The sequence below is a fragment of the Chitinophaga chungangae genome, from assembly GCF_017742215.1.
In the GTDB taxonomy this organism is placed as follows: domain Bacteria; phylum Bacteroidota; class Bacteroidia; order Chitinophagales; family Chitinophagaceae; genus Chitinophaga; species Chitinophaga chungangae.
This window is the reverse complement of sequence record NZ_JAGHKP010000006.1, coordinates 37,300-60,275: the sequence shown is the minus strand read 5'-3', so window position 1 is coordinate 60,275 and position 22,976 is coordinate 37,300. Positions and strand designations below refer to the sequence as shown.

The following is a 22,976-nucleotide window of genomic DNA, read 5'->3' as shown; positions in this document are numbered from 1 at the left end:
TTTTCAGTATATTTGAAAGCATCAATATCCCAGGGGTCCTATCATGAAATACTTGCAAAGAAGCGTACTGGTGTGCCTGCTCGTGGCCGCGTGCGGCAAGGGGTTTGCGCAGAACAGCCGGAAATACCAGGGCCTCCTGTGGGAGATCTCGGGCAATCGCCTGGCAAAACCCTCTTATCTTTTTGGAACCATGCACGTGAGCAACAAGCTCGCCTTTAATCTCAGCGATTCCTTTTACCACTGCATCCGCAACGTGGATGTGGTTTCCCTCGAAACAGATCCGCAGCGGCTGCAGGAAGATTTTTCCAAAAGCAAAATGCTCCTGCTCAGCAGCAGCTACATGAACACGCTCAGCCGCCGCTCGCTCATGCCGCGGGACGCCTTTACCATCGGGCCTTACGGCGATCTCGTGCGCAACGGCCTCACCTATCGCCCCGAAATGATCAATCACCTGCTGTACCGCTCATTCAGCTCGCAGGAAGATTTCGAGGAAGACACTTTCCTGGACATGTATATTTACCAGGTAGGCAGCAAGCTCGGCAAAAAGGCCACCGGCGTGGAGAATTTCGAGGAATCGGAAAGGCTGATGCTGGAAGCGTACCGCGATGCGGCAAAAGAATCGAGGAACAAAAAGAACAATCATTCCTTCCACGATTCCAATCCCGCCGAAACGCGCAACCTGCTGAACGACGCATACCGCCGCGGCGACCTCGACCTGCTGGATTCCCTTTCCAGCAAACAGAACAATTCCCCCGCCTTCCTGGAAAAGTTCCTGTACCAGCGGAACGAGAACATGTTCAAAGCCATCGATTCCATTATCCGCAAACAAAGCCTGTTTGCCGGCGTGGGCGCCGCGCACCTGCCGGGAGACCGCGGGCTGATCTACATGCTCCGCAAAGCGGGTTACACCGTAAGGCCCGTAACGATCACCAACCGCGACAGCGAACAAAAAGAACAACTGGAAAAAATGAAAGCGCCCGTCGTGTTCAAGCCGTATGTTTCAGACGACGGATGGATCAAAGCGGAACTGCCCGGCAAACTTTACAACTTCAGCAATCTCACCATGCTGCAGCAATTGCAATATGCAGACCTGGCGAACGGCGCGTATTATCTCGTGAGCCGCATCAGGACCAACGCGCTCAGCCTCGGGCAAAACGAGCAGGACGTGATGAAAAAAGTAGACAGCCTGCTGTATGAAAACATCCCCGGCAAGATCATCTCGCGCCAGCAGATCAAAAACAGCGGCTATCCCGGTTTCGACATCCGCAACCGCACCCGCCGCGGCGACCTGCAGCGTTACAATATCTTCGTGACGCCGTTCGAAATATTCATCTTCAAGATCAGCGGCAACGGCGATTATGCCGCAGGAGAAGAAGGAGACCGGTTCTTCGCTTCCATCCATCTCAAACAACTGCCCGCGCCGCAGTGGTCTGTTTACAACCCCGCCGAAGGCAGCTTTTCCGTAAAACTCCCCCATGCGCCCGTTCATTCCAACAATGTGGCCCTGCGCTCCATGAGCAAGCGGCAGGAATACGAAGCGCTCGACAAAAAAAACGGCAACAGCTTCCTGATCATCCGTAAAACCATCCCCGACTACAGCCTGCTGGAGGAGGACACCGTGGAACTGAGCTTCGCCGAAGAAAGTTTCCAGCAGTCGCAGTTCATCAAACAGCAAAAAAGCCGCAGGATCTTCAACTGGCTGGGCCGCCCCTGCCTGGAGATCGTGAACCAGAATACAGACAACAGTTTCACCCAAACCCGCTTCCTGCTGCAGGGCGCGAATTATTATGTTTTGTCGGCCCGTTACCAGCACGACAAAAAATCCGCGCAGGACTTTTTCGACACATTTACCCTGCGCAACCCACAATACGCCACCTTCCGCACGCATAAGGACACATCGTTGTATTTTTCCGTGCAAACCCCCGTGAAGGCAGACGAGCGCGACGCCACCGAAGACATGATGGAACAAATGGGCGGCGATGAAGACGAATATTACCGTTCCATGTACAACCTGAAAGAGCAGCAGTTCCAGTCGGACAGCACCGGCGAGACCGTTCATGTTACATTCCAGAAACTGCACCGTTATTTCAGCGTGAAAGACAGCGCCGGGTACTGGAACGACAAGGCAAACCAGTACTCTAACGACGGCGACCTGGTTGTGTATTCGAAAAAATATGAAAAGCTGCCGGGTTGGGAAAGCTGTCTTTTCGAGATGCGCGACACCAACAGCACTAAAAACTTCCTGTACAAAATTTACCTGCGCAAAGGCGCGGTATATACGCTTTCGGCCATTACGGACAACATTGCGGGGCCTTCCGAGTTCGTCACCAAGTTCTTCGACAGTTTTACGCCGGAAGACACGATGGCGGGCACTTCCATTTACCGGAACAAAACGCCGCTGCTGCTGGAGGATTTTTACAGCAAAGACAGCGTTTTCCGCAAACAGGCCCGCCAGTCCATCGTAAACGTCAACTACCGCGACGAAGACGTTCCCGCGCTGATCAGGATGATCAAAGGCTGGCATGCCGGGGAGAAAAATTATTCGGAAGTGAAGATCGACCTGATCGAACAGCTGGGCACCATTCAGCACCCGGACATCCTGCCGTTCCTGCGCCAGGCGTACCAGGCGGCCAACGATACTTCGGCGCTGCAATACGCCGTGCTCTCCGCGTTGCTGCACCAGCAAACCCGCGAAGCGCAGGACGTGTTCCGTGAACTGGTGCTGAAGGAAATTCCCGTATTCGGCGATGTCAGCCAGCTGACCGGCCTCTTCGAGCCGCTGTACGATTCGCTGCAGCTCAGCGCCGCGCTTTTCCCCGACCTGCTGCAATTCACCGCCCTCACCGATTACAAAAACAATGTGTACACGCTTCTGGCCGAACTGGCAGACAGCGGCTACATTCGCCCGGAAGTATACAAAGACCAGATCAACCAGATCGCGTTCGACGCGCGCGTGAACCTGCAAAAACAATTATCGAACGAACAGCGGATGAACGAAAAAGACGACGACGAGGAAGAAACATGGTCCGTTATCAACGCCAACATGGAAAATTACCCGCTGCACAACTTTGCAATATTGCTGCTGCCCTACAAACACACCAACAAGAATGCGGAACGTTTCTTTTCGCGTTATGAAACGCTGAAAAACACAGGCCAGCAGGTATTGCGCGCGCAGTTGTACCTCCGCAACAAACTGCCGGTAACGGACAGCCTGCTGAACAGCATCGCGGGCAAGGAAAAATACCGGGTCAAGCTGTGGGAGGCGCTGGAAGAGATAGACACGCAAAACCGTTTCCCGGCGAAATACGGTTCTCAGGAATCGATTGCGAGAAGTGTTTTATACAACGAAGAAACGTACGATAAAAAAATAGATACGCTGGTGCTGCTGGGCAAACAGCAAACGATGCACCGTTTCCGCAAGGGCAACGTATATGTTTACAAATACCGCGCGAAAAACAGCGATCGCTGGCGGCTGGCCGTTAGCGGCATGCAGCCCGAAAACGGCAAACAATGCAGTGCGGACGATGCGCTCACACAGCTGACAGACCTGCCTTTCGAGGCAGACAAGCCGTTGCCGGGGCAGTTTGCCAAAGTAGTGCGGCATGTAAAATACCGGAACCGTTATGGCTGGGAAAGTTCTAACCAGGCGTTTAATATTGATTAACACAGGAGGCCGCCCCGAGCGGCCTCTTTTTTTATTTTGCCGCAGAAGTCTTACTTTGGGCCACTATTGTGAATTTTTAACCTTCAAAACCTTATTGTATCCATGTGTGGAATCGTAGCGTACATAGGCCAGCGTGAAGCGTATCCCGTTGTGTTAAAAGGCCTCAAACGCCTGGAATACCGCGGTTACGACAGTGCCGGCGTGGCATTGCTGAATGGCGGGAATCTCAAAGTTTATAAGAAAAAAGGGAAAGTCGCCGAGCTGGAGGATTATGTGCTGGGCAAAGACCTCAAAAGCCATATCGCCATCGGTCATACCCGCTGGGCCACGCACGGCGAGCCCAGCGACCGGAACGCCCATCCTCACCTGAGCGGCGACGGCAAACTGGCGATGGTGCACAACGGCATCATCGAAAACTACGCGCAGCTGAAACAGGAACTTTTGAATAAAGGACACCAGTTCAGCAGCGATACCGATACCGAAGTGCTCATCCATTTCATCGAAGAGATCAAAAAAAGCAACGACTGTTCTACGGAAGAAGCCGTTCGTATCGCGCTGAAAAGAGTGGTGGGCGCTTACGTGATCGTGATCGTGGACGAAGAAAAACCGGACACGCTGATCGCCGCCCGCAAAGGCAGCCCGCTCGTGATCGGCGTGGGCAAAGGCGAGCATTTCCTGGCGTCGGATGCATCGCCTATCGTGGAATACACGAAAGAAGTGGTGTATGTGAACGATTACGAGATCGCTATCCTGCGCGGCGATGAGCTGATCCTGAAAAATATTTCCAACGAAATACAAACCCCTTACATTCAAAAGCTGGACATCGAACTGGCGGCCATCGAAAAAGGCGGATACGATCACTTTATGCTCAAGGAAGTGTTCGAGCAGCCGCAAACGATTTTCGACAGCTTGCGCGGAAGGCTGGACGCAAAGGCCGGCAAACTCACGCTGGGCGGCCTCCGCGAGCACCTCGACCTACTGAAGGAAGCGCGCCGCATCATTATCGTGGCCTGCGGAACCAGCTGGCATGCAGGACTGGTAGCGGAATACATGATCGAAGAATTGTGCCGCATACCGGTGGAAGTGGAATACGCTTCCGAGTTCAGGTACCGCAACCCGGTGGTGGGCAAAGGCGATGTGATCATCGCGGTGTCTCAGTCCGGCGAAACGGCGGACACGCTGGTGGCCATGGAAAGCGCCAAGGAAAAAGGCGCGATCATTCTCGGCGTGTGCAACGTGGTAGGTTCCTCCATCGCCCGTTTGTCTAACGGCGGCGTATACACGCACGCAGGCCCGGAGATCGGCGTGGCGAGCACGAAAGCGTTCACCGCGCAGCTGACCGTGCTGGCGCTCATCGGCCTCAAGATCGCAGAAGCCAAAGGCACCATCACTACCCAACGTTTCCAGCACCTGCTCGACGAGCTGAACGACGTGCCCGAAAAAGTGGCCGCCGCGCTCGACCTGAACGAACAGGTAAAAGCCGTGGCGGAAAAATATAAAGACGCCCGCGACTTCCTCTACCTGGGCCGCGGCTATAACTTCCCGATCGCGCTGGAAGGCGCGCTGAAGCTCAAAGAGATCAGTTACATCCACGCGGAAGGTTATCCCGCCGCGGAAATGAAACACGGCCCCATTGCGCTGGTAGACGAAAATCTGCCCGTGGTGTTCGTAGCCACGAAAGACAGCTATTATGAAAAGATCGTATCGAACATACAGGAGATCAAGGCGCGCAAAGGCAAGGTGATAGCCATCACCACGGAAGGCGACCAGGTAATTCCCGGCATGGCAGACGATGTGATCGTAGTGCCCGAAGCAGACGAACTGGTGGCCCCGATCATTTCCGTGATACCGCTGCAATTGCTGGCCTATCACATCGGCGTGTCCAAAGGTTACGACGTGGACAAACCGCGTAACCTCGCCAAGTCCGTAACCGTAGAATAGTATCCGTATGAACCATATAGAAAAAAAACCGCTCAGCTCGCTGGGCTATCAGTTCGTAGACGAGCGTTACCTGCCCGCGGGGCGGAACGAATACTACCTGCGCGACCAGCAGCGCGGCAAAGAAACCGTTCACCGCAAACTGAAAGCCGGTGAGATCGAAACGCTGGTGCGCAACGACAATACTTCAGACGACTGGACCAATATTTTTGTAGACAACGACTTCGATCCGAATCTCGTGCAGCACTGCCATTTTTTCGGCATGGTGCGCATCGGCAAGCTGGAACCTTATTTCCTCGAATTCCACAACCTGCGCCTGCCGGTTGGCCTGTATAACAGCACCATCGCGTCCTGCGACTTCGGCGACAACGTAGTGGTGCACAACGTGAATTTCCTTTCCCATTACATCATCGGCAACGAAGTGATCATCGCCAACGTCAACGAAATGGCGGTGACCGACCATGCTAAATTCGGGAACGGCATTGTGAAAGAAGGCGAGCCGGAAAACGTGCGCATCTGGCTGGAGCTTTGCAACGAAAACGGCGGCCGCAGCGTAATGCCGTTCGACGGCATGCTGCCCGGCGACGCCTGGCTCTGGACGCGCAACCGCACCGATCATGCGCTGATGGAGCAGTTCAAGAACTTCACCGAAAAACAATTCGATAAAAGACGCGGGTATTACGGCATGGTAGGCGACCGCACGGTGATCAAAAACTGTAAGATCATCAAAGACGTGACCATCGGTACGGACGCGTATCTCAAAGGCGCGAACAAACTCAAGAACCTCACCATCAACAGCGAAGCCGGCGCCCCTTCACAGATCGGCGAAGGCTGCGAAATGGTGAACGGGATCATCGGTTTGGGCTGCCGTGTATTCTATGGCGTAAAGGCCGTGCGTTTCGTGATGGCGTCTCATTCGCAACTCAAGTACGGCGCGCGCCTGATCAACTCCTATCTCGGCAACAACGCCACCATTTCCTGCTGCGAAGTGCTGAACACGCTGATATTCCCGGCACACGAACAGCACCACAACAACTCGTTCCTCTGCGCAGCGCTCATCATGGGGCAAAGCAACATGGCGGCGGGGGCCACCATCGGCAGTAATCACAACTCCCGCGGGGCAGACGGTGAGATCATCGCGGGGCGCGGCTTCTGGCCGGGCCTTAGTGTTACCCTCAAACACAATTCCAAATTCGCCAGCTTCACGCTCATCGCCAAAGGCAACTACATGAGCGAGCTGCGCATCCCTTTCCCGTTCAGCCTGGTGGTGAACGACGAGCACGACGACTGCCTGCGCATCATGCCCGGGTACTGGTTCCTGCACAACATGTACGCCCTCGCGCGCAACTCCTGGAAATATATAGACCGCGATAAACGTACCGACAAAACGCAGCGCATCGAATTCGATTACCTCGCGCCCGATTCCATGGAAGAGCTGCTGGAAGCGATAGAACTGATGGAAACCGCCGTCGGCAAAGCTTACCTGCAACAGAAAGACGGCGACAAAGGCGGTAAAAGATCCGTTCAGCAAACCGGTAAAAAATTGCTGCTGGAAGAAAACGCCAAAGTGGCCCGCATGGAAATCCTCGGCGAACAGGTAGAAAATTCCAGCCGCAAGGTGCAGCTGCTGAAAGTACATAAAGCCTATCCCCTCTTCCGCGAGCTGATCGTATTGTACGCGGTGAAAAACCTGCTGGAACAGGCGGCTGCACGAAACATCCATTCTTTCCCCGCGTTGCAGGCTTACCTTAAACAATGCAAACGCGGCCCATGGAGCAACGTGGGCGGGCAGCTTATCAAAAACGAAGACCTTGAAGACCTGAAGCAGCGCATCCGCAAAGGAAAGATCGGCAGCTGGCCGCAGCTGCACGACGCATACCGCGCGCTCGGCGAAAAATACGATGAAGATAAACTGCAGCACGCCCTGGCCTGCCTGCTGCATCTGCACCAGCTCAGCGCCAAAGACCTTTCGGCCGGGCAGTTCAAAAAATTCCTCGACCAGTCCGTATACACTTTCGGCAGCATCACCGAAGGCATCTATCATTCCCGCGAAAAAGATTACCTCAATCCCTTCCGCCAGATGACCTACGAAAACACCGAAGAAATGGAAGCGGTCGTTGGCCGGCTGGAAGACAACAGTTTTATCCAGCAAACGATCGCGCAGCTGAAAGCGTACAAAAAGCAGGTGAAAGACCTCATCAAAAAGTGGGAACTGTAATGGAAAAACAACGATGCGGCTGGAGCACCAAAGACCAGTTGTACATGGATTACCATGACAAAGAATGGGGCACGCCCTGCCACGACGATACACAATTGTTCGAAATGCTTTGCCTGGAAGGCGCGCAGGCCGGCCTCAGCTGGTATACCGTGCTCGTCAAAAGGGAAAACTACCGCAAAGCGTTCGACAACTGGGACGCGCAAAAGATCGTGAAGTACACCGATAAAAAAGTAGAAAAATTATTGCAGGACCCCGGCATCATCCGCAACCAACTGAAGGTGCGGGCCTGTATCGCCAATGCCAAATCCTTCCTGGCCGTGCAAAAGGAGTTCGGGAGCTTCGACCGGTACATCTGGGGCTTCGTAGATCACAAACCCGTATTGAACCGTTTTAAAAGCACTTCGCAGGTGCCCGCCAAAACGGAGATATCCGACGCCATGAGCAAAGACCTGCTGAAAAGAGGCTTTAAATTCGTCGGCTCCACGATCTGTTACGCTTACATGCAGGCTACCGGCATGGTGAACGACCATGTGCAGGGCTGCTGGAAATATCACCCGTAAAAAAAAATTGCCGGTCGGTTGACCGGCAATTTTTTTATAAGCATAATAAACGGCTGTTTAATTCAACGCCATTTCCCAGAAAGGAAGGCTGTTCACAAATTCTTTGCTAACCACTTCCACCCGTACTTTGGTAATTCCCCAGTGGATAAAACCGAGCTGTTTGGCCGCGGCCTGCGTAAGGTCCACGATCCTGCGGTTAGCCGCGTGCAGGCGGTCCGTCACTTTCACGATCACCCAACGGTTGTTCCGGATATTGGTCACCTTGATCATGGTGCCGAGCGGGAGCGTGTTATGCGCCGCCGTCATGGCAGTGTTATCAAAAATCTCGCCGCTGGCGGTTTTCCTGCCATGGAACTTCTGGGCGTAATAGCTCGCGATTCCCGTGGCGGGCGATTTGGGCGATGTGGTCACTTTCCGCTGCGCCATTGCGGGAACGGCGCCTATGGCAAGGACCAACAACGCTGCCGCTGCATACTTCACAATTTTATTTAATACATTTTTTAACATGACATGGGGAATTGGCAAAATTCCTGCCAAAAACGGTTAAAGATATGTTCCCAAAATGTTAAATTATTCTTATCTAATTAATTATCAATCAGTTATCAAGATTTCGCTTAAAGACTTGCTGTTGATAAACCCGGGATCGGTGAGCGTATTCAGGAAAAGGTACAGTTCCCGCTGCTCTTTGCTGCTCAATGGTATGCGGTTTTTCACTAACGGGTCTATGGTCGGGGTTTGCACTACGCTGTCGGAATAATGCAAAAATACGTCGAACAGGTCATAAAACCTGCCATCGTGCATATAAGGCGGGCTTTTGATCACATTCCGCAGCGAAGGCACCTTAAATTTGAGGTAATCGTCTGTGCTGTTCGTGATGCGCATACGGCCCGCGTCGTGCAGGTAGGGGTTGTAGGGAAGACCGTTGTTGCGGAACGAACCGTCGGTAAACAGGGGCTCTTTGTGGCAGGCTGCGCATTTGGCCTGGAAAGTGGCGTAGCCGCCCGCTTCCTCGGCGGTGAATTGCACACCGGGAGCGTGGCGCATCACGCTGTCGTATTTCGAATTGAAGGAGTTCATGGTGGCCATGAATTGCGCGAGGGCTTTGAACAGTTTTTGCGAATTGATCTCCCCTTCCCCGAATGCGTCGCTGAAAAGGCCGCGGTATTTCCGGTCTGCGTTCAGCCGGCCGATCAGCCTGGCCAGGTCTTCCCCCATTTCGTTCGGGTCGGTGATGGGCGTGAGCGGTTGTATTTCGAGGTGGTTCACCCCGCCATCCCACATAAAATCTTTCTGCCAGATGAGGTTGAACAGGCCGGGCACTGAGCGGAAGCCGTTGCGGTTGTCTATACCATGACTGATCGGGTGATCGAAGTGCGCGAAGGCGGCGAACTGCTGGTGGCAGAAGCCGCAGGAAACGGTGCTGTCGCGGGAAAGGCGCGGATCGTAAAATAAACGCCTGCCCAGCGCAATGCCTTCTTTAGTGAGCGGGTTGCCGCTCATGTCGTAAACCGGCGCGGGGAAATTAGACGGAAGCTGAAGGGTATAAGGCGTCGGCCCGGGCTTCACGTCCCCGTTTCGCCGGCAGCTCCAGATGAGGAGGAACAGGCAGCATGCGTATATGAAGTATTTCGTCAAAGGTCGGTTACGTCTGTAATTCTGAACATGGTGCGGTAATTCATCGAGATCTTCCAGGCCAGTTCGCCGGGCACGTGCACCGTTGCGTTGTCACTGAACCTGATCAGGTTGATGCCGGTGAACCAGTTGTACAGGTCTGCGGTAAGCGTGAGCTGCGGGTGGCGCTGCAGCCCAACGTTCAGGCTGATCGGGCTTACCAGGTCTACGTTTTGCACGGCGTTGAAGTTGCCTTTGAACCCGCCGATGTGAAAAGTAAGGGTTTTGTCTGCCGCCGCGGACGCGGGGCTGGCGCCTTCCATCTTTGCCATGATGTAGCCGCTGTTCCAGCTCCAGAACATGCCGTTCACAGGGTCTAAGGCGCCGGTTTGCGCGCCGCTGACGTTCCGCGTGCTGTCTACTCCTATTTTGAACGAAATGCCCCTGTATTCGCCCACAGGCGCCTGGAAAGAGATGTTTTTGGAAGCGGCGGTGCTTTCATCTACCAGAAAGTAAGTGTCGGGAATGCGCAGGGTGCTGTTGTCCATCTTTACGAGGGAAATGTTGCTGATGTAGTATTTGAAAGTGGTGACGGTGAAGGTTTCCCCGTTTGCATTGGTATAATTGGCGGTATTCAGTGTAAGGGGCACGCCGTTGACGACGTTTTTGAAGTTGATCTGGATGTTGCCCTTCTGCTCCTGCTTGTCCTTTTTACAGGCGATGCAAAATAAAAAGAGCAGGGGGAGCAGGTAATATGGCTTCATGGTCCGGAGTTGTGCTACTAATTTACGCAAAAAACGCCGCAAAACCGGGCGGCTTTGCGGCGTTTTAAGAAGATTTAATGCGGTTATCTCGTCCGGTAGCCTCTTGCGCCGTAGAACAGCACGATCACGAAACAGATCAGCGGAACGATGAAGGAAAATGCGGTGGAATGGTCTTTCGCCAGCGTGCCCATAACATACGGCACAAATGCGCCGCCGGCAATGGACATGATAATGAACGACGAGCCGGTTTTGGTGTGCGGCCCGAGGTCTTTCACGCCCAGCGCGAAAATGGTCGGGAACATAATCGACATAAAAAAGAAGATCGCCACCAAGGCGGTTACGGCAACAATGCCATGCCCCATGATCACGACCGCGCACAATACGATGTTGATAAGCGCGTAAGCGGTAAGCAGTGCGTTGGGCGCCACTTTCCGCATAATGGCGGTGCCCGCGAAACGGCCCGCGGTAAACAATGCCAGCGATACGCTCAGCAGGTAAGACGCGTCTTTGTCGTTCCCGCCTTCCATATGTTCGGTCACATAATTGATAAACAAAGCCCCGATGCCCACCTGCGCCGCAACGTAAAAGAACTGCGCGATGATGCCCCATACAAAATGACGGTGTTGAAAAAGCGGTTTCGCAGCGCCTGCAGCCGCATTTTTATTGTCATCAGCGGCGGTGATCTCCGGCAGCGTGGTGCGGTAAAACAGGAAAGCGATCAGCAGCACTACTATGGCCATCACGATATACACCAGCTGTACGGAACCCAGGTCTGAAGAAGCCGCGGCCCCTTCTCCCCCATGGAAAAACAATTGCGCGCCGATCACGGGGCCGAGGAAAGACCCCAGGCCGTTGAAACACTGGCTCAGGTTCAAACGCTGTTCGGAAGTGGCTTTGTCGCCCAGCACCGTTACGTAAGGGTTAGCCGCCGTTTCAAGGAAAGCGAGGCCCGAAGCGAGGATAAAAAGCGCCAGCAGGAAAAAATCGAAGTTGGCGTAGTGCGCGGAAGGGTAAAACAACGCAGCGCCCGCGGCGTATAAAAGCAAACCGAAGATGATGCCCGATTTATACCCGAAGCGTTTCATCAAAAGGCCGGCCGGCAACGCCATCAAAAAATACGCGCCGAAATAAGCGCCCTGCAGCAGCGTAGACCGCGCCTTGTCGATAGACAAAGCATTCTGGAAATGTTTGTTCAACACGTCCAGCAGGCCGTAAGCCAGGCCCCACATAAAAAAGAGGCTGGTCACCAGTATGAAGGGAAACAGGTATTTCTGCCCGTTTTTCGGGCCGGTGGTGGTATAACTGGTTGTGGAAGCTGCGCCGCCTGCCATGTTATTGCGTTTTAGGTGATGAATGTGGAATTTATCGTGGTTGATATTTTATTCGTTGATGGAACGGTCGAGATGCGTATAACCGCCGTCTACATACACGATCTGCCCCGTAGTGTGGGAAGAAAGGCCGCTGAGCAGGAACACCGTCATCGCCGCGATCTCTTCGGAAGTGGTCATCCTGTGCTCCAAAGGTATTTTCGATACGATGGATTTCAGTTTCTCTTCCGGGTTGGGCAATGATTTGATCCAGGTTTCATACAGCGGCGTCCACACTTCGGCAGGAATAACCGTGTTCACACGCACGGAATACGGCAGCAGCTCCACGGCCCATTCGCGGGTAAGCGCGTTGATGGCGCCTTTGGAAGCGGCGTAGCCGGATGTGTTGCCCTGCCCTGTGGCGGCCACTTTGGAACCGATGTTCACGATGTTGCCTTTGGTCGCTTTCAGGTAAGGCAGCGCGAAATGCGCGAGGTTGTAATAATGACTGAGGTTGTTTTGCAGGGAAGCCATGAATCGCTCCGGGCTCCCGCTTTCCAGTCCCACGCCGTCGTTAGCGCCGGCGTTGTTGATCAGGCCGTCTATTTTGCCAAACTCCTTCACGGTAATGTCGATCACCTTTTTGCAATCTTCCATAACGCCCAGCTCGGCCTGTATGCCGAACGCTTTTCCGCCCAGCTGGCGGATGGCAGCCACGGTTTTGTCGTTGTCTTCCGCTTTGCGGCCCGCTATCACGGCAACCGCACCTTCGGCGGCAACGAGTTTTGCAATGGCTTCGCCGATGCCTTTGGCGCCGCCGGTAACGATCACTACTTTATCCTGTAACCCGAGATTCATTGTTGCTATACTTTTTATTTGAGTTTATAAAATTCCGCGGCATTGCCTCCCATGATCTGCGTTTGTTCAGACGCAGAAAGTTTGCCAACGAATTGCCGCACGATGCCGATCACTTCTTCGTATTCCGCCGCCAGCAGGCATACCGGCCAGTCTGATCCGAACATGAGCCTGTCCGGCCCGAATGCTTCCAGCGCCACTTCGAGGAACGGCACAAAATCTTCGTATTCCCAGTTTTGCAGGTCCGCTTCGGTGACCATTCCGCTAAGCTTGCAATACACGTTCTTATACCGCGCGATGTTGCGGATGTGCTGTTCCCAACTTTTTAACTCGCCCGTTTCGAAATCGGGTTTGGCAAGATGGTCGATCACCAGCGGCTGTTCATGGAACTTTTTCACGAACTCGCCCACGGCGGGCAATTGGTGCGGGTACACGAGAATGTCGTATGTAAAATCGTATTCCGCAAGGGCTTTGATGCCATTGCCGAAATCGTCGCGCAGCAGGAAATTTTTATCCGGCTCGCCTTGTACGATATGACGGAAACCTTTCAGCAGCGGGAACTTCGAGTAATGTTCCAGCCTGCTTTTAATATCGGCGCCGCGGAGGTCTGCCCAGCCCACTACGCCTTTGATAAAATCATTTTCATTGGCGAGCTGCAGCAGGAAATCCGTTTCCGTTTCGCTCTGATCCGCCTGCACGGCCACGCAGCCGTCTACCCCGTTCTTTTCCAGCACGGGTTTGAGGTCTTCGGGTAAAAAATCCTTCCGGATCGTTTGCATTTCCTCGGTGATCCATGCGTCGCGCACGGGATCGAACTGCCAGAAATGCTGATGAGCGTCTATGATCATAACGTTGAAATAGTCTTGAAGCTATAAAGAAAAAAACTGGTCCATCAACACCCACTTTTCACCGGGTTTGGCGGAGGGAATGGCCTGCTGGAACGTCCACATAAAGGCTTCCCATTTTTGTACGATGGCGCTGCCCTCGTCTATCGCGTTTTTGCGCTCGAACGAAAACGTGTCGTCCACTTCGAGGATCATCACCATGCGCGTGCCGGCCCTGAACATATCACAGGCGGTAATGCCCGCTTCGCGGATGCTGGCGAGTATGTCCGGCCACACGGCCTTGTGGATCTCGAGGTATTCCGCGATCAGTTCCGGATCGTCTTTCAGGTCCAGCGCGAGAACATATCTTTTCGGTTTCATAACGATTTTATTTTGTCCAGGCCACTGCTTCCTGCCGCGAAGTGCCCAATCCGTCGATACCCAGCTCGATCACGTCGCCCGCTTTCAGGTAGATCTGCGGGTTAAAGCCGAGGCCCACGCCCGCGGGCGTGCCGGTGGAGATCACGTCGCCCGGCAGCAGGCTCATGAACTGGCTCAGGTACGATATCACGAATGGAACGTTGAAAATGAAATTGGAGGTATTCCCGTCCTGCATTTTTTTACCGTTCACGGTCAGCCACAGGCGCAGGTTATGCACGTCTTTGATCTCGTCTTTCGTTACCATCCAGGGGCCGAGCGGCGCAAAGGTGTCCGAGCTTTTGCCTTTCACCCACTGGCCATTTCTCTCCAATTGAAAGGCGCGTTCGCTGTAATCGTTGTGCAGCGCGTAACCCGCCACGTAATCCATCGCTTCATGCTGATCGACATAGCTGGCTTTTTTGCCGATCACTACCGCCAGTTCTACTTCCCAGTCGGTTTTTTCACTGCCGCGCGGGATCACCAGGTTATCGTTCGGCCCTACGAGGGAAGAAGTGGATTTGAAGAACACGATCGGTTCCGTGGGAATGGCAGCGTTCGTTTCACGCGCATGGTCCGCATAGTTCAGACCGATGCAGATGATCTTGGAAGGGCGCTGGATGCAGGAGCCTAACCTTGTGCCTTCGGGCACTTTCGGGCATTTGTCCGCGTTCGCGGCCCACCATTTTTCAAGACGCGCGATGCCCTCCGTCTCAAAAAAACGCTCCCCGAAATCTTCACCGAAAGCAGACACGTCAAACATCCCGGCTTCCGTTGCAATACCGGGTTTTTCTTCTCCCAACAATCCGAACCTGATTAATTTCATAACTCTATTTTATGTTTAAAGCTGTTTGTACTTGTTTATAACCTATGCGGCCGTTCACTACCTTTACTTCATAATAATCCTCTTTTTCGCCGTCCGGCATTAAAAGGCCCACCACGCAATGATCTTCGGCCACCGACTGGATGTAGGGCTTCGCGCCTTTCGGCACGGGCAGTTCCAGCACGCGGCGGATGCCGCCGTATTCGATGTATACGTTTTTGCTGCCGGGCTTTTCGGCGTCCTGCAGTTTTACGATGAAGTGCGCGATGATCTGGCCGGATTTTAATTCCTGGTCGTATTGCTGCAGCATTTCCTGCTGGCGGATGGCGTCTCCCAATCCTTTCACTTTCTCCATGAACTGGTAGATACGGCGCGGGGGCGAAGGCACCCAGTTGATCTTCAGCGAAGCCTTGTCCTGCGAGCCGTGGTAATACCTCGTGTCGCGGTTAGGTTTGATGAAGCCGACCCATACGCTGTTGGGCTCGTCCCAGAAAACTTTATAGATCGCCGAATCGGGATATCCTTTGATCAGCGGCAGGTCGTTGAACGTTCTTTCGTATTTGAGCGTATCGAATGTAAAATTAAAACGCACGGCAGACGTGTCTTTGTCGCGGTCGAGAATGGTGACGGTGAAAGTGCCGCCGGGCGTTGCCGGAACAACGGGATTGTCGTCGCTTTTGTATTCGTCCGTTTTTTTCCCCGTGGAACCGCTGTTGCAGGCTGCAATGGCCAGCGCGAGCGTGAAGGGCAGTACTAGGCGTCGCATTAATTGTTCAGTTTGATGAAGCCGCCGTCTATCGGGTAGTCGCAGCCGGTGATAAATCCTGCTTCATCCGAGCAGAGGTACAGGGCAAGGTATCCCACTTCATCGGGTTTCGCCATGCGGCCGATGGGCTGGGTTTTGGATAATTTTTCGAACATCTCGGCTTCTTTGCCGGGATAGTTTTTGGCAATAAAACCGTCTACGAACGGCGTATGCACGCGCGCGGGCGATACGCAGTTCACGCGGATCTTGTCGGCCAGGTAATCTTTCGCGGTGGAGAGCGTCATGGTCAGCACCGCGCCTTTGCTCATGGAATAGGCGAACCTGTCCGGAATGCCTACGCTGGAAGCAATGGAAGCGATGTTGAGGATCACGCCGCCGCCCTGTTTTTTCATTTGTTCTATTACGGCATACATGCAATTGTACGTTCCTTTTACGTTTACGGCAAACACCCTGTCGAAATCCTGTTCGGCGGTATTTTCCAGTTTGCCGATGTGAGCGATGCCCGCGCAGTTCACGAGAATGTCCAGCCGGCCGGTGATAGCGGCCACATTTTTCATAACGGCGGAAACGGCCGCCTGGTCTGCCACGTTCACCGCATGCACCTGCGCTTTGCCGCCTGCCGCGGCAATGTCGTTCACGGTACCCTGGCCTGCTTCTTCATTCAGTTCGAGCACATGCACGGCGGCCCCGCTGGCGGCGAAACACCTTGCAATGGCCTGCCCGATACCGCTGCCGGCGCCGGTCACAACTGCCACTTTTCCATCTAGTCGGAAAAAACTCATCTTTTAGTTATTTTAAGGGTTCTAAAATACCTCAATATTATGCCTTATTGCAATTCTTTTTTACCCTGATCATGTACTTTCTTCACTAATTTTATAGCAATCTAAATCGATCTCAGTGAAAAATATATTTATCCTGTGCTTTTTTCTTCTTCCTTTCTCCATTTTCGGCCAGCAGATCCCGCTGAACAAATACGGGCTGCCCGTGGTGAACAACCTGGAGCTGTATCAAGAACTCGTAAAAGCCGATCCGCAACAGGCGCTGCTGCGGGTGACAGATTTCGCCATGGACGTGCGTTACGCCACGGCGGACAATTTCACAAAAACGGTGCTCTACCCGTTCCCCGCCGTGTTCCTGCGCCGCCCGGCCTACGAGGCGTTGCTGAATTTACAGGAATACCTGGCGCCATTGGGCCTCGGCATCAAAATTTACGACGGTTACCGCCCTTACCGCGTCACCGAAAAAATGTGGGAGATCGTGCCAGACGACCGTTATGCCGCCGACCCTAAAAAAGGCTCGGGCCACAACCGCGGCGTGGCGGTGGACCTCACCCTCATTTACCTGAAAACCGGCAAGGAAATGCCCATGCCCACGCCGTACGACGACTTCACCGAAAAAGCCCACCACGACTATGAAGAACTGAGCGACGAAGTGAAGGAAAACCGCGCGCTGCTGCGCACCCTTATGGAAGCGCACGGTTTTGTGGCGCTGGAAACGGAATGGTGGCATTATTATCTCAAAGAACCTCAAAAATACCCGCTTATGGATATAGGGTTTGAGGAGCTTAAATAAATTTTATAGCTTAACAGCTCAATTACTCACACGTCTATGCGAAAGATCCATTTAATGATGACGTTGGGGCTCGCCCTTGTTTGCGGTGCATGCTCTGCGCAGAAAAAAGGCTGGGTAAGCCTTTTCAACGGGAAAGACCTGAAAGACTGGGACATCAAGATCACCGGTCACCAGCTGAACGACAACAACGGCAATACTTTCAGGGTACAGAACGGCAACCTGGCCGTGTCTTATGAGAATTACGACGAGTTCAAGGAACAATACGGCCACATTTTCCACAAGAAGAAATTTTCCGCTTACCTGCTGGTGATGGAATACCGTTTTACCGGCGACCAGGTGAAAGGCGGCCCGGGCTGGGCTACCCGCAACAGCGGCGCGATGATCCATTCACAGGCGGCGAAAACGATGGGCGTGAACCAGGATTTCCCGATCTCCATTGAAGTGCAGCTGCTGGGCGGGCTGGGCAAAGGCAACCGCACCACGGCCAATCTTTGCACGCCGGGCACCAACGTGGTGATGAACAACAAACTCATCACCGCGCATTGCGTGAATTCCACCAGCAAAACCTATAACGGCGACCAGTGGGTGCATGCGGAAGTGTTGGTGCTGGGCGATTCCATCGTAAAACACATCGTGGAAAAAGATACGGTGCTGACGTACGAGAAACCGCAGATCGGCGGCGGCAACGTAAGCGGCAACGATCCCGCGCTGATGCAGAACGGCAAGCTGCTGAGCGAAGGCTACATCGCGCTGCAAAGCGAAAGCCACCCGGTGGAATACAGGAAGGTAGAGCTGTTCGACCTCGCGCCTTACATGAAAGACAAAAAGAAACTGGCGCAGAAAATAAAGGAACTGCAGAACAGGAAATAAAAAAATACAACCAGATACAATACCCACCACGCCTCTGATTCAAGCGCACTTTGGTGGGTATATTTTAAGCCTGTACCCTGCTTAAACCCAGAAATAATATTATTGATAAAACAACGAGAACTGATAACCTTACGAGGCTTAAGGTTTCCCATAACCCGGCCCTCTTTGTTAATGAAACATTCGCCTCTCCCGACATAGCACTGCCTGTGATCGCAATCAATTCCGGTACGAAAAATGCAAATGTGATCAGCAATATCACCACATAACCAACGGATGTGACCAGCAGATACGGTCTGCCGCCTGTTTTCCAAAAAAGAATGATCGCAGCGCCCAACAATAACAAAGTTACCGGGTGTATAGCCATCCAGAATGGCGTTGGATTTAATCCATATTTCCCCTGGAACATGCTGAGGGAAAGCGGCGGAGCCGCGCTCCACCTGGGAACCACAGCAATGTGTTCATAAATGGCCGCACCGATCACAACGGCAAAAGAAAGACTGGCAAATGCGTATACGATATTCTTGAAATTCATGATAAAGGTGTTTTATTTTTTTATTAATAGCGGATCATATTTTCTATAGTAGCTTCTATATCCCAAAAGTCTTGCTAAGGGCGCAATAACAAAACCCATCGTTTTTTGCAAAAAAACCGGTGGGCCATCCGCCAGGTAAGAATCGAAGCCGTTCGCCTGGAACAAAGGCATTTGCAGAATGGCTTTGGAAGACCGTTCAAACCCGGGTTGACTGTCCATTACCGCATACACCTGAACAAGACAGAACGCAAATTTTTCCGGGAATGCGATGGCGCCTTTTATTCGTATGGTATCCGCAGTTTCATTATACGGTTTATGAGGCGTGCCCTTCGGGATACGCAACGTCTCCCCGGGTTGCAGCTTTTTTATTTCGCCGTTGACCCATACCGTTAACTCTCCGTTTTCAATCTGAAATATTTCATCGAAACCGGTATGGATATGAACAGGCGGGCCCGCAGCGAATGGCGCTATCTGCAAAGTGCAGTGTACATACCCGTTTTCCTGCTTAACTACGGTTTGACGGAATCCTTCTGTTTTACTATATAATTCCTGCCCCGGTTTGAAGCATTTGGAAACGGCGGGTTTTTTTTCAGGAAAAATAATCCTGTGAAGCAAATTGCCTGCCACCAGGTAAGCAGCAATAAAGATGAGCGTCCACATAGCTATCTTTTTGAAAATTTTTTTGTCCATCTAAATGTTTATTCATTGTATTCGGGTGCAAGTTATACTGACCCGCAGCGGAAGGCAATTACATGCGTGATGAAACGGAGAAATATGCGTACGAAGCCGGGATTGGCTTAAACATGATGCTGTCGCAAAACGTGGCTGTGGTTTCAATTTTTTTTCCGTAACATCAGGCCGCCGCTTCATGCAACATTCTCTCCGTTTGATAACAACCAACCTTTCCTTCGCTTTTTTCCGCCTCCATTTTTGCATCAGAAAAAAAATCCGACATGAACAAAAAATTCCTCACACTATTGCTCGTTGTTTGTCCGGCAATAGCTTATGCCCAGGCAGATGCCTGGCTGAATAAAATAAACAATAAGATAAAAACAAAGGCGACTGCCCGCGCCGATAAAAAAATTGACCAGGCCATTGACAAGGGCCTGGATATAGCGGAAGGAAAAAACATGCCGGCAGAAAAAACCGGGCCGGCACAAAAAAAGCAGGAAGACATAACCGCTGCCGGTGCGAAAACGTATGTAAAATATGATTTTGTGCCGGGTGAGCATATCATCTACAGTAATAACTTTGCCACCGACAATATGGGCGAACTGCCCACCGGCTGGAACAGCAACGGCTCCGGGGCCGTGGTTACACTGGATGCGCTGCGCGGCAATGGTGTTCAGTTATATCAAAACACTATCTACCTCACGGATAATAAAGTACCGTTTACGGAAAACTTCACCCTCGAATTCGACCTTGTACTTCGCCTCACCAATCCCAAAGCGGCTTTCCCTGAATTTGTATGGGGAATATTTTCATCCGGAAGTTTAGAAACCACCGATAACGAGCTGTTAAAAAATTATGCGGGCACTTTCGCCACAGAAATGCATATTCAGCCCTCCGGCAACCACCAGTCACAGATCAACCTGCAAACATTTCACAACAGCAAAAACTATTTCAGAACGGACATTTCCAGGCCGGGAGAATTACTTCAGCGGTATAACCAAGTGATACATGTATCTATGCAGGTACAGAAAGAAAGACTGCGCATCTGGTTCGACGAAGAAAAACTGTACGATCTGCCCAAAGCCGTAACACCTGGCATGAACATCAACCAGCTCTATTTTATAGTGAAAAGATATGGCGGCCCTGACCAGGAAGTAGGTTATATTATCAGTAACATAAAAATTGCGAAAGGATTGCCAGACACCAGGCATAAACTGGTTGACGAAGGCAAATTTTCCACAACGGGAATATTGTTCGATGTAAACTCATACACGATACTGCCTGAAAGCAATGGCGTGCTGAGCGAGATCGCCGGCGTTCTTGTAAAGAACCCCGATTTAAAAATAAGGATCGTCGGGCATACGGACAGCGATGGCGATGACGCGGCTAACCTGGAGCTGTCAAAGAAAAGGGCGGCGGAGGTAAAACAAACCCTGGTCAGCAATTTTAATATCGATGCCGCGAGGATCGGGAGCGACGGAGCCGGTGAATCGCAACCCGCCGGCAATAACAATACCAAAGAAGGCAAAGCGAATAACCGGCGTGTTGAATTTATAAAACGCTGATAACAATTCAATACGCATTAAATATTAAACTTTAAAAAAAATACCGGTCATGAAACGACTTTTTAAAATTTTGATCGCCATCTTAACAGGAGGCACGTTGTCACTTTGTTTGGTTTCTTTCACCGTCCATAAAAAAATGGCCGATGACTTTCTGAAACAGTTAGGCATCAGCAGGACCGATGCCAATAATAAGATCACAGGCAGCTTACTCGACGGATACCTGGATGGTTCGGACGTAAAAAACATTAAAAACATTGCCCTGGGAAACAGAACTGCCATCACAAAAGATCTGCTGGCTTATACGAAACAGTACCTTGGCAGCGCTGCCTTTATCAAAGAATACAATGCCCTCCGGGAGCGGGAAAAACCTGCAATACCCGTGTTGCTAACACCAGAGGAAATGCAGCAGGGGATTATTGACAATGCAAAAAAGAGCATAGCCGATATGGAGGACAAGCTGCAAAAAGCCGATGCCTCCACAAAACCGATGTACGAAAAAATACTGGCGACAGTCCGCAAACAGTTGCAGCAGGCGGAAGATCCGGCTAACAGATCGGCGGCCGGTTACAGGAACGCATATCCGGATATGGTAAAGAACAACAACATATTGCACCAGCAGAGAATTGCGGAATGGGAGAAAAAGTATCCCGCCAATCACCAGCTTTTTGTAAAGCAACGCCTGCTTCAATTCCTTGATGAAACAAAGGATATAGATTTCAGCGCCGGTCTTTATGAAAAGAATGGTATAAAATATTTCACCAACCCCGGCTATGAACGGAAAAACGACCGCTGGAAGATGGCTTTCCGTGCCGGCGAATCCGTGGTGGTTCCGGCAAGAAGTTTTGTACAGAAATGGATGCAATCGCTGCCTTGATCAAAAACGGGCTTTCATGCAGTCATTTTTCCGTTTCATTACACTATCGACCGGTTTGACGCAGGAAAACATCGGTAAAATCTGTATTTTCAGATAATTTTGCTCAATGCAGCCTAATTCCCGTAAAAAGACCGATCTTTTGCTGATGGTAGCTTTGATGCCGCCGACACTTATCGCGCTCAATTATTTTATGCTTGGCGAAGTGTATTTTTCCAGCTTTAAAAATTTTGGCATAGCAAGCGCTGTTTCATTATCTGTTCTCCTGGGTGTATGGATAGCTCAGGGTATGCTGGCAAAAAAAATGCTGCAACTATTCCCTTCGCATCGAGATACGGTGAAAAGAGTGGTAATATTTTACAGCCTCAACCTGACGATCGTGGCGCTGACAGTAACGCTTATTTGCTGGATATTCGATCTGTTCAATATCCTGGGGTTCCGGTTTACCATGGATGCGTGGACAAGAAGCCTGATCGCGGGCGGCATCTGCACCATCGTAAATCAGGCCGTGTATGAAACAGAGATCTCCTTTGGCCGGATAAGGGCATCGCAACTGGAAGCGGAACAATTAAAGAAAGCGCAATTGCAGACGCAGTTCGATTCTTTGAAAGAGCAGGTGAACCCGCATTTTTTGTTCAATAGTTTAAATTCATTGTCCTCGCTGATCACTACCGATCCATATAAGGCGGAAGAGTTTGTTGTGGAGATGAGCAGGGTATACCGTTACCTGCTGCGCAGCAATGAAGAACAGCTCACTACCCTGCAAAAAGAACTGGAATTTATCGAGTCGTACAATCTTTTATTAAAAACTCGCTTTGCAAGCGGCTTTCAGCCGGTGATCGCGGTGGAGGAAAAAATGAAAGAGTACCTGCTGCCGCCCATGACGTTGCAGTTGCTGATAGAAAACGCAGTAAAACATAATATCGTGGACCCCGACGCGCCACTGATAGTCCGGCTTTATACGGAGAACGGAAAACTGATCGTCACCAATAATCTGCAAAAGAAAAACAAAGCGGTTGTTTCAAACAAAATAGGGCTGAGCAATATCATACAAAAATATAAGTTGCTTAATTGTACGGACGTAGAGATAAAAGAAACAGCCAATGAATTCAGCGTGACATTACCACTGATTAAGAATACGAATTAG

General features: G+C 51.8%; 21 protein-coding genes. 9 read left to right on the top strand and 12 right to left on the bottom strand.

Features of this window, described 5'->3' with window-relative positions; translation table 11 throughout:
* Positions 1-43 precede the first annotated feature (43 nt).
* From J7I43_RS24350 to J7I43_RS24335, 4 genes are all read left to right on the top strand, one after another.
* Positions 44-3,664, top strand: coding sequence for a TraB/GumN family protein (locus tag J7I43_RS24350; protein WP_209148617.1), 3,621 nt, complete (start codon positions 44-46; stop codon positions 3,662-3,664).
* A 102-nt stretch (positions 3,665-3,766) separates the two neighbouring features.
* Positions 3,767-5,605 carry a glutamine--fructose-6-phosphate transaminase (isomerizing) gene (glmS, locus tag J7I43_RS24345; RefSeq protein WP_209148615.1) on the top strand — a complete coding sequence of 613 codons (1,839 nt, stop codon included), beginning with the start codon at positions 3,767-3,769 and terminating at the stop codon, positions 5,603-5,605.
* A gap of 7 nt (positions 5,606-5,612) precedes the next feature.
* Positions 5,613-7,820 carry a DUF4954 family protein gene (locus tag J7I43_RS24340; protein ID WP_209148613.1) on the top strand — a complete coding sequence of 736 codons (2,208 nt, stop codon included), beginning with the start codon at positions 5,613-5,615 and terminating at the stop codon, positions 7,818-7,820.
* Positions 7,820-8,380 carry a DNA-3-methyladenine glycosylase I gene (locus J7I43_RS24335; protein ID WP_209148611.1) on the top strand — a complete coding sequence of 187 codons (561 nt, stop codon included), beginning with the start codon at positions 7,820-7,822 and terminating at the stop codon, positions 8,378-8,380. Before J7I43_RS24340 ends, J7I43_RS24335 begins: the two co-directional genes overlap by 1 nt.
* Positions 8,381-8,437: 57 nt before the next feature.
* Here the strand turns inward: J7I43_RS24335 and J7I43_RS24330 are convergent, their stop codons facing one another.
* The 10 genes from J7I43_RS24330 to J7I43_RS24285 form a co-directional block, all read right to left on the bottom strand.
* The gene (locus J7I43_RS24330; protein WP_209148609.1) at positions 8,438-8,860 is read right to left on the bottom strand and encodes a septal ring lytic transglycosylase RlpA family protein; all 423 of its coding nucleotides are present in this window, start codon (positions 8,858-8,860) and stop codon (positions 8,438-8,440) included.
* Positions 8,861-8,971: 111 nt separating this feature from the next.
* The gene (locus tag J7I43_RS24325; protein WP_209148608.1) at positions 8,972-10,015 is read right to left on the bottom strand and encodes a cytochrome-c peroxidase; all 1,044 of its coding nucleotides are present in this window, start codon (positions 10,013-10,015) and stop codon (positions 8,972-8,974) included.
* Positions 10,012-10,755 (bottom strand): MbnP family protein, encoded by a 744-nt coding sequence (locus tag J7I43_RS24320; RefSeq protein ID WP_209148606.1) that lies wholly within the window; start codon positions 10,753-10,755, stop codon positions 10,012-10,014. The genes J7I43_RS24325 and J7I43_RS24320 overlap by 4 nt, the downstream gene beginning before the upstream one ends.
* A gap of 83 nt (positions 10,756-10,838) precedes the next feature.
* On the bottom strand, positions 10,839-12,086 hold the full coding sequence (gene fucP, locus J7I43_RS24315) for an L-fucose:H+ symporter permease (RefSeq protein WP_209148604.1): 1,248 nt from the start codon (positions 12,084-12,086) through the stop codon (positions 10,839-10,841).
* 48 nt (positions 12,087-12,134) lie between these two features.
* Positions 12,135-12,920 (bottom strand): L-fucose dehydrogenase, encoded by a 786-nt coding sequence (locus J7I43_RS24310; RefSeq protein WP_209148602.1) that lies wholly within the window; start codon positions 12,918-12,920, stop codon positions 12,135-12,137.
* A 14-nt stretch (positions 12,921-12,934) separates the two neighbouring features.
* Entirely contained in the window at positions 12,935-13,765 is an 831-nt protein-coding gene (locus J7I43_RS24305) for an amidohydrolase family protein (protein ID WP_209148601.1), read from the bottom strand.
* A 21-nt stretch (positions 13,766-13,786) separates the two neighbouring features.
* The gene (locus J7I43_RS24300) at positions 13,787-14,122 is read right to left on the bottom strand and encodes an L-rhamnose mutarotase (RefSeq protein WP_209148600.1); all 336 of its coding nucleotides are present in this window, start codon (positions 14,120-14,122) and stop codon (positions 13,787-13,789) included.
* A gap of 7 nt (positions 14,123-14,129) precedes the next feature.
* Complete coding sequence (locus J7I43_RS24295) at positions 14,130-14,984, bottom strand: fumarylacetoacetate hydrolase family protein (RefSeq protein ID WP_209148599.1); 855 nt, start codon at positions 14,982-14,984, stop codon at positions 14,130-14,132.
* Positions 14,985-14,988: 4 nt separating this feature from the next.
* On the bottom strand, positions 14,989-15,747 hold the full coding sequence (locus J7I43_RS24290; protein ID WP_209148598.1) for a hypothetical protein: 759 nt from the start codon (positions 15,745-15,747) through the stop codon (positions 14,989-14,991).
* Positions 15,747-16,529 carry an SDR family NAD(P)-dependent oxidoreductase gene (locus tag J7I43_RS24285; RefSeq protein ID WP_209148597.1) on the bottom strand — a complete coding sequence of 261 codons (783 nt, stop codon included), beginning with the start codon at positions 16,527-16,529 and terminating at the stop codon, positions 15,747-15,749. Before J7I43_RS24285 ends, J7I43_RS24290 begins: the two co-directional genes overlap by 1 nt.
* A gap of 115 nt (positions 16,530-16,644) precedes the next feature.
* Between J7I43_RS24285 and J7I43_RS24280 the strand changes: the two genes are divergently transcribed.
* On the top strand, positions 16,645-17,319 hold the full coding sequence (locus J7I43_RS24280) for a M15 family metallopeptidase (protein ID WP_209148596.1): 675 nt from the start codon (positions 16,645-16,647) through the stop codon (positions 17,317-17,319).
* A gap of 36 nt (positions 17,320-17,355) precedes the next feature.
* Positions 17,356-18,189 carry a 3-keto-disaccharide hydrolase gene (locus tag J7I43_RS24275; protein WP_209148595.1) on the top strand — a complete coding sequence of 278 codons (834 nt, stop codon included), beginning with the start codon at positions 17,356-17,358 and terminating at the stop codon, positions 18,187-18,189.
* 64 nt (positions 18,190-18,253) lie between these two features.
* Here the strand turns inward: J7I43_RS24275 and J7I43_RS24270 are convergent, their stop codons facing one another.
* Positions 18,254-18,721, bottom strand: coding sequence for a hypothetical protein (locus J7I43_RS24270; RefSeq protein ID WP_209148594.1), 468 nt, complete (start codon positions 18,719-18,721; stop codon positions 18,254-18,256).
* A 12-nt stretch (positions 18,722-18,733) separates the two neighbouring features.
* Complete coding sequence (locus tag J7I43_RS24265) at positions 18,734-19,411, bottom strand: cupin domain-containing protein (RefSeq protein ID WP_209148593.1); 678 nt, start codon at positions 19,409-19,411, stop codon at positions 18,734-18,736.
* Between the two features lie 263 nt (positions 19,412-19,674).
* Between J7I43_RS24265 and J7I43_RS24260 the strand changes: the two genes are divergently transcribed.
* From J7I43_RS24260 to J7I43_RS24250, 3 genes are all read left to right on the top strand, one after another.
* The gene (locus J7I43_RS24260; protein WP_209148592.1) at positions 19,675-20,958 is read left to right on the top strand and encodes an OmpA family protein; all 1,284 of its coding nucleotides are present in this window, start codon (positions 19,675-19,677) and stop codon (positions 20,956-20,958) included.
* Between the two features lie 136 nt (positions 20,959-21,094).
* Positions 21,095-21,832 (top strand): hypothetical protein, encoded by a 738-nt coding sequence (locus J7I43_RS24255; protein WP_209148591.1) that lies wholly within the window; start codon positions 21,095-21,097, stop codon positions 21,830-21,832.
* A 106-nt stretch (positions 21,833-21,938) separates the two neighbouring features.
* Positions 21,939-22,976, top strand: coding sequence for a sensor histidine kinase (locus J7I43_RS24250; RefSeq protein WP_209148590.1), 1,038 nt, complete (start codon positions 21,939-21,941; stop codon positions 22,974-22,976).

Bases quoted from the DNA above. Each gene is read 5' to 3' on its own strand.
- J7I43_RS24350 (WP_209148617.1), top strand. From the start codon at position 44: ATGAAATACTTGCAAAGAAGCGTACTGGTGTGCCTGCTCGTGGCCGCG.
- glmS (WP_209148615.1), top strand. From the start codon at position 3,767: ATGTGTGGAATCGTAGCGTACATAGGCCAGCGTGAAGCGTATCCCGTT.
- J7I43_RS24340 (WP_209148613.1), top strand. From the start codon at position 5,613: ATGAACCATATAGAAAAAAAACCGCTCAGCTCGCTGGGCTATCAGTTC.
- J7I43_RS24335 (WP_209148611.1), top strand. From the start codon at position 7,820: ATGGAAAAACAACGATGCGGCTGGAGCACCAAAGACCAGTTGTACATG.
- J7I43_RS24320 (WP_209148606.1), bottom strand. From the start codon at position 10,755: ATGAAGCCATATTACCTGCTCCCCCTGCTCTTTTTATTTTGCATCGCC.
- fucP (WP_209148604.1), bottom strand. From the start codon at position 12,086: ATGGCAGGCGGCGCAGCTTCCACAACCAGTTATACCACCACCGGCCCG.
- J7I43_RS24310 (WP_209148602.1), bottom strand. From the start codon at position 12,920: ATGAATCTCGGGTTACAGGATAAAGTAGTGATCGTTACCGGCGGCGCC.
- J7I43_RS24305 (WP_209148601.1), bottom strand. From the start codon at position 13,765: ATGATCATAGACGCTCATCAGCATTTCTGGCAGTTCGATCCCGTGCGC.
- J7I43_RS24300 (WP_209148600.1), bottom strand. From the start codon at position 14,122: ATGAAACCGAAAAGATATGTTCTCGCGCTGGACCTGAAAGACGATCCG.
- J7I43_RS24295 (WP_209148599.1), bottom strand. From the start codon at position 14,984: ATGAAATTAATCAGGTTCGGATTGTTGGGAGAAGAAAAACCCGGTATT.
- J7I43_RS24290 (WP_209148598.1), bottom strand. From the start codon at position 15,747: ATGCGACGCCTAGTACTGCCCTTCACGCTCGCGCTGGCCATTGCAGCC.
- J7I43_RS24285 (WP_209148597.1), bottom strand. From the start codon at position 16,529: ATGAGTTTTTTCCGACTAGATGGAAAAGTGGCAGTTGTGACCGGCGCC.
- J7I43_RS24275 (WP_209148595.1), top strand. From the start codon at position 17,356: ATGCGAAAGATCCATTTAATGATGACGTTGGGGCTCGCCCTTGTTTGC.
- J7I43_RS24270 (WP_209148594.1), bottom strand. From the start codon at position 18,721: ATGAATTTCAAGAATATCGTATACGCATTTGCCAGTCTTTCTTTTGCC.
- J7I43_RS24265 (WP_209148593.1), bottom strand. From the start codon at position 19,411: ATGGACAAAAAAATTTTCAAAAAGATAGCTATGTGGACGCTCATCTTT.
- J7I43_RS24260 (WP_209148592.1), top strand. From the start codon at position 19,675: ATGAACAAAAAATTCCTCACACTATTGCTCGTTGTTTGTCCGGCAATA.
- J7I43_RS24255 (WP_209148591.1), top strand. From the start codon at position 21,095: ATGGCCGATGACTTTCTGAAACAGTTAGGCATCAGCAGGACCGATGCC.
- J7I43_RS24250 (WP_209148590.1), top strand. From the start codon at position 21,939: ATGCAGCCTAATTCCCGTAAAAAGACCGATCTTTTGCTGATGGTAGCT.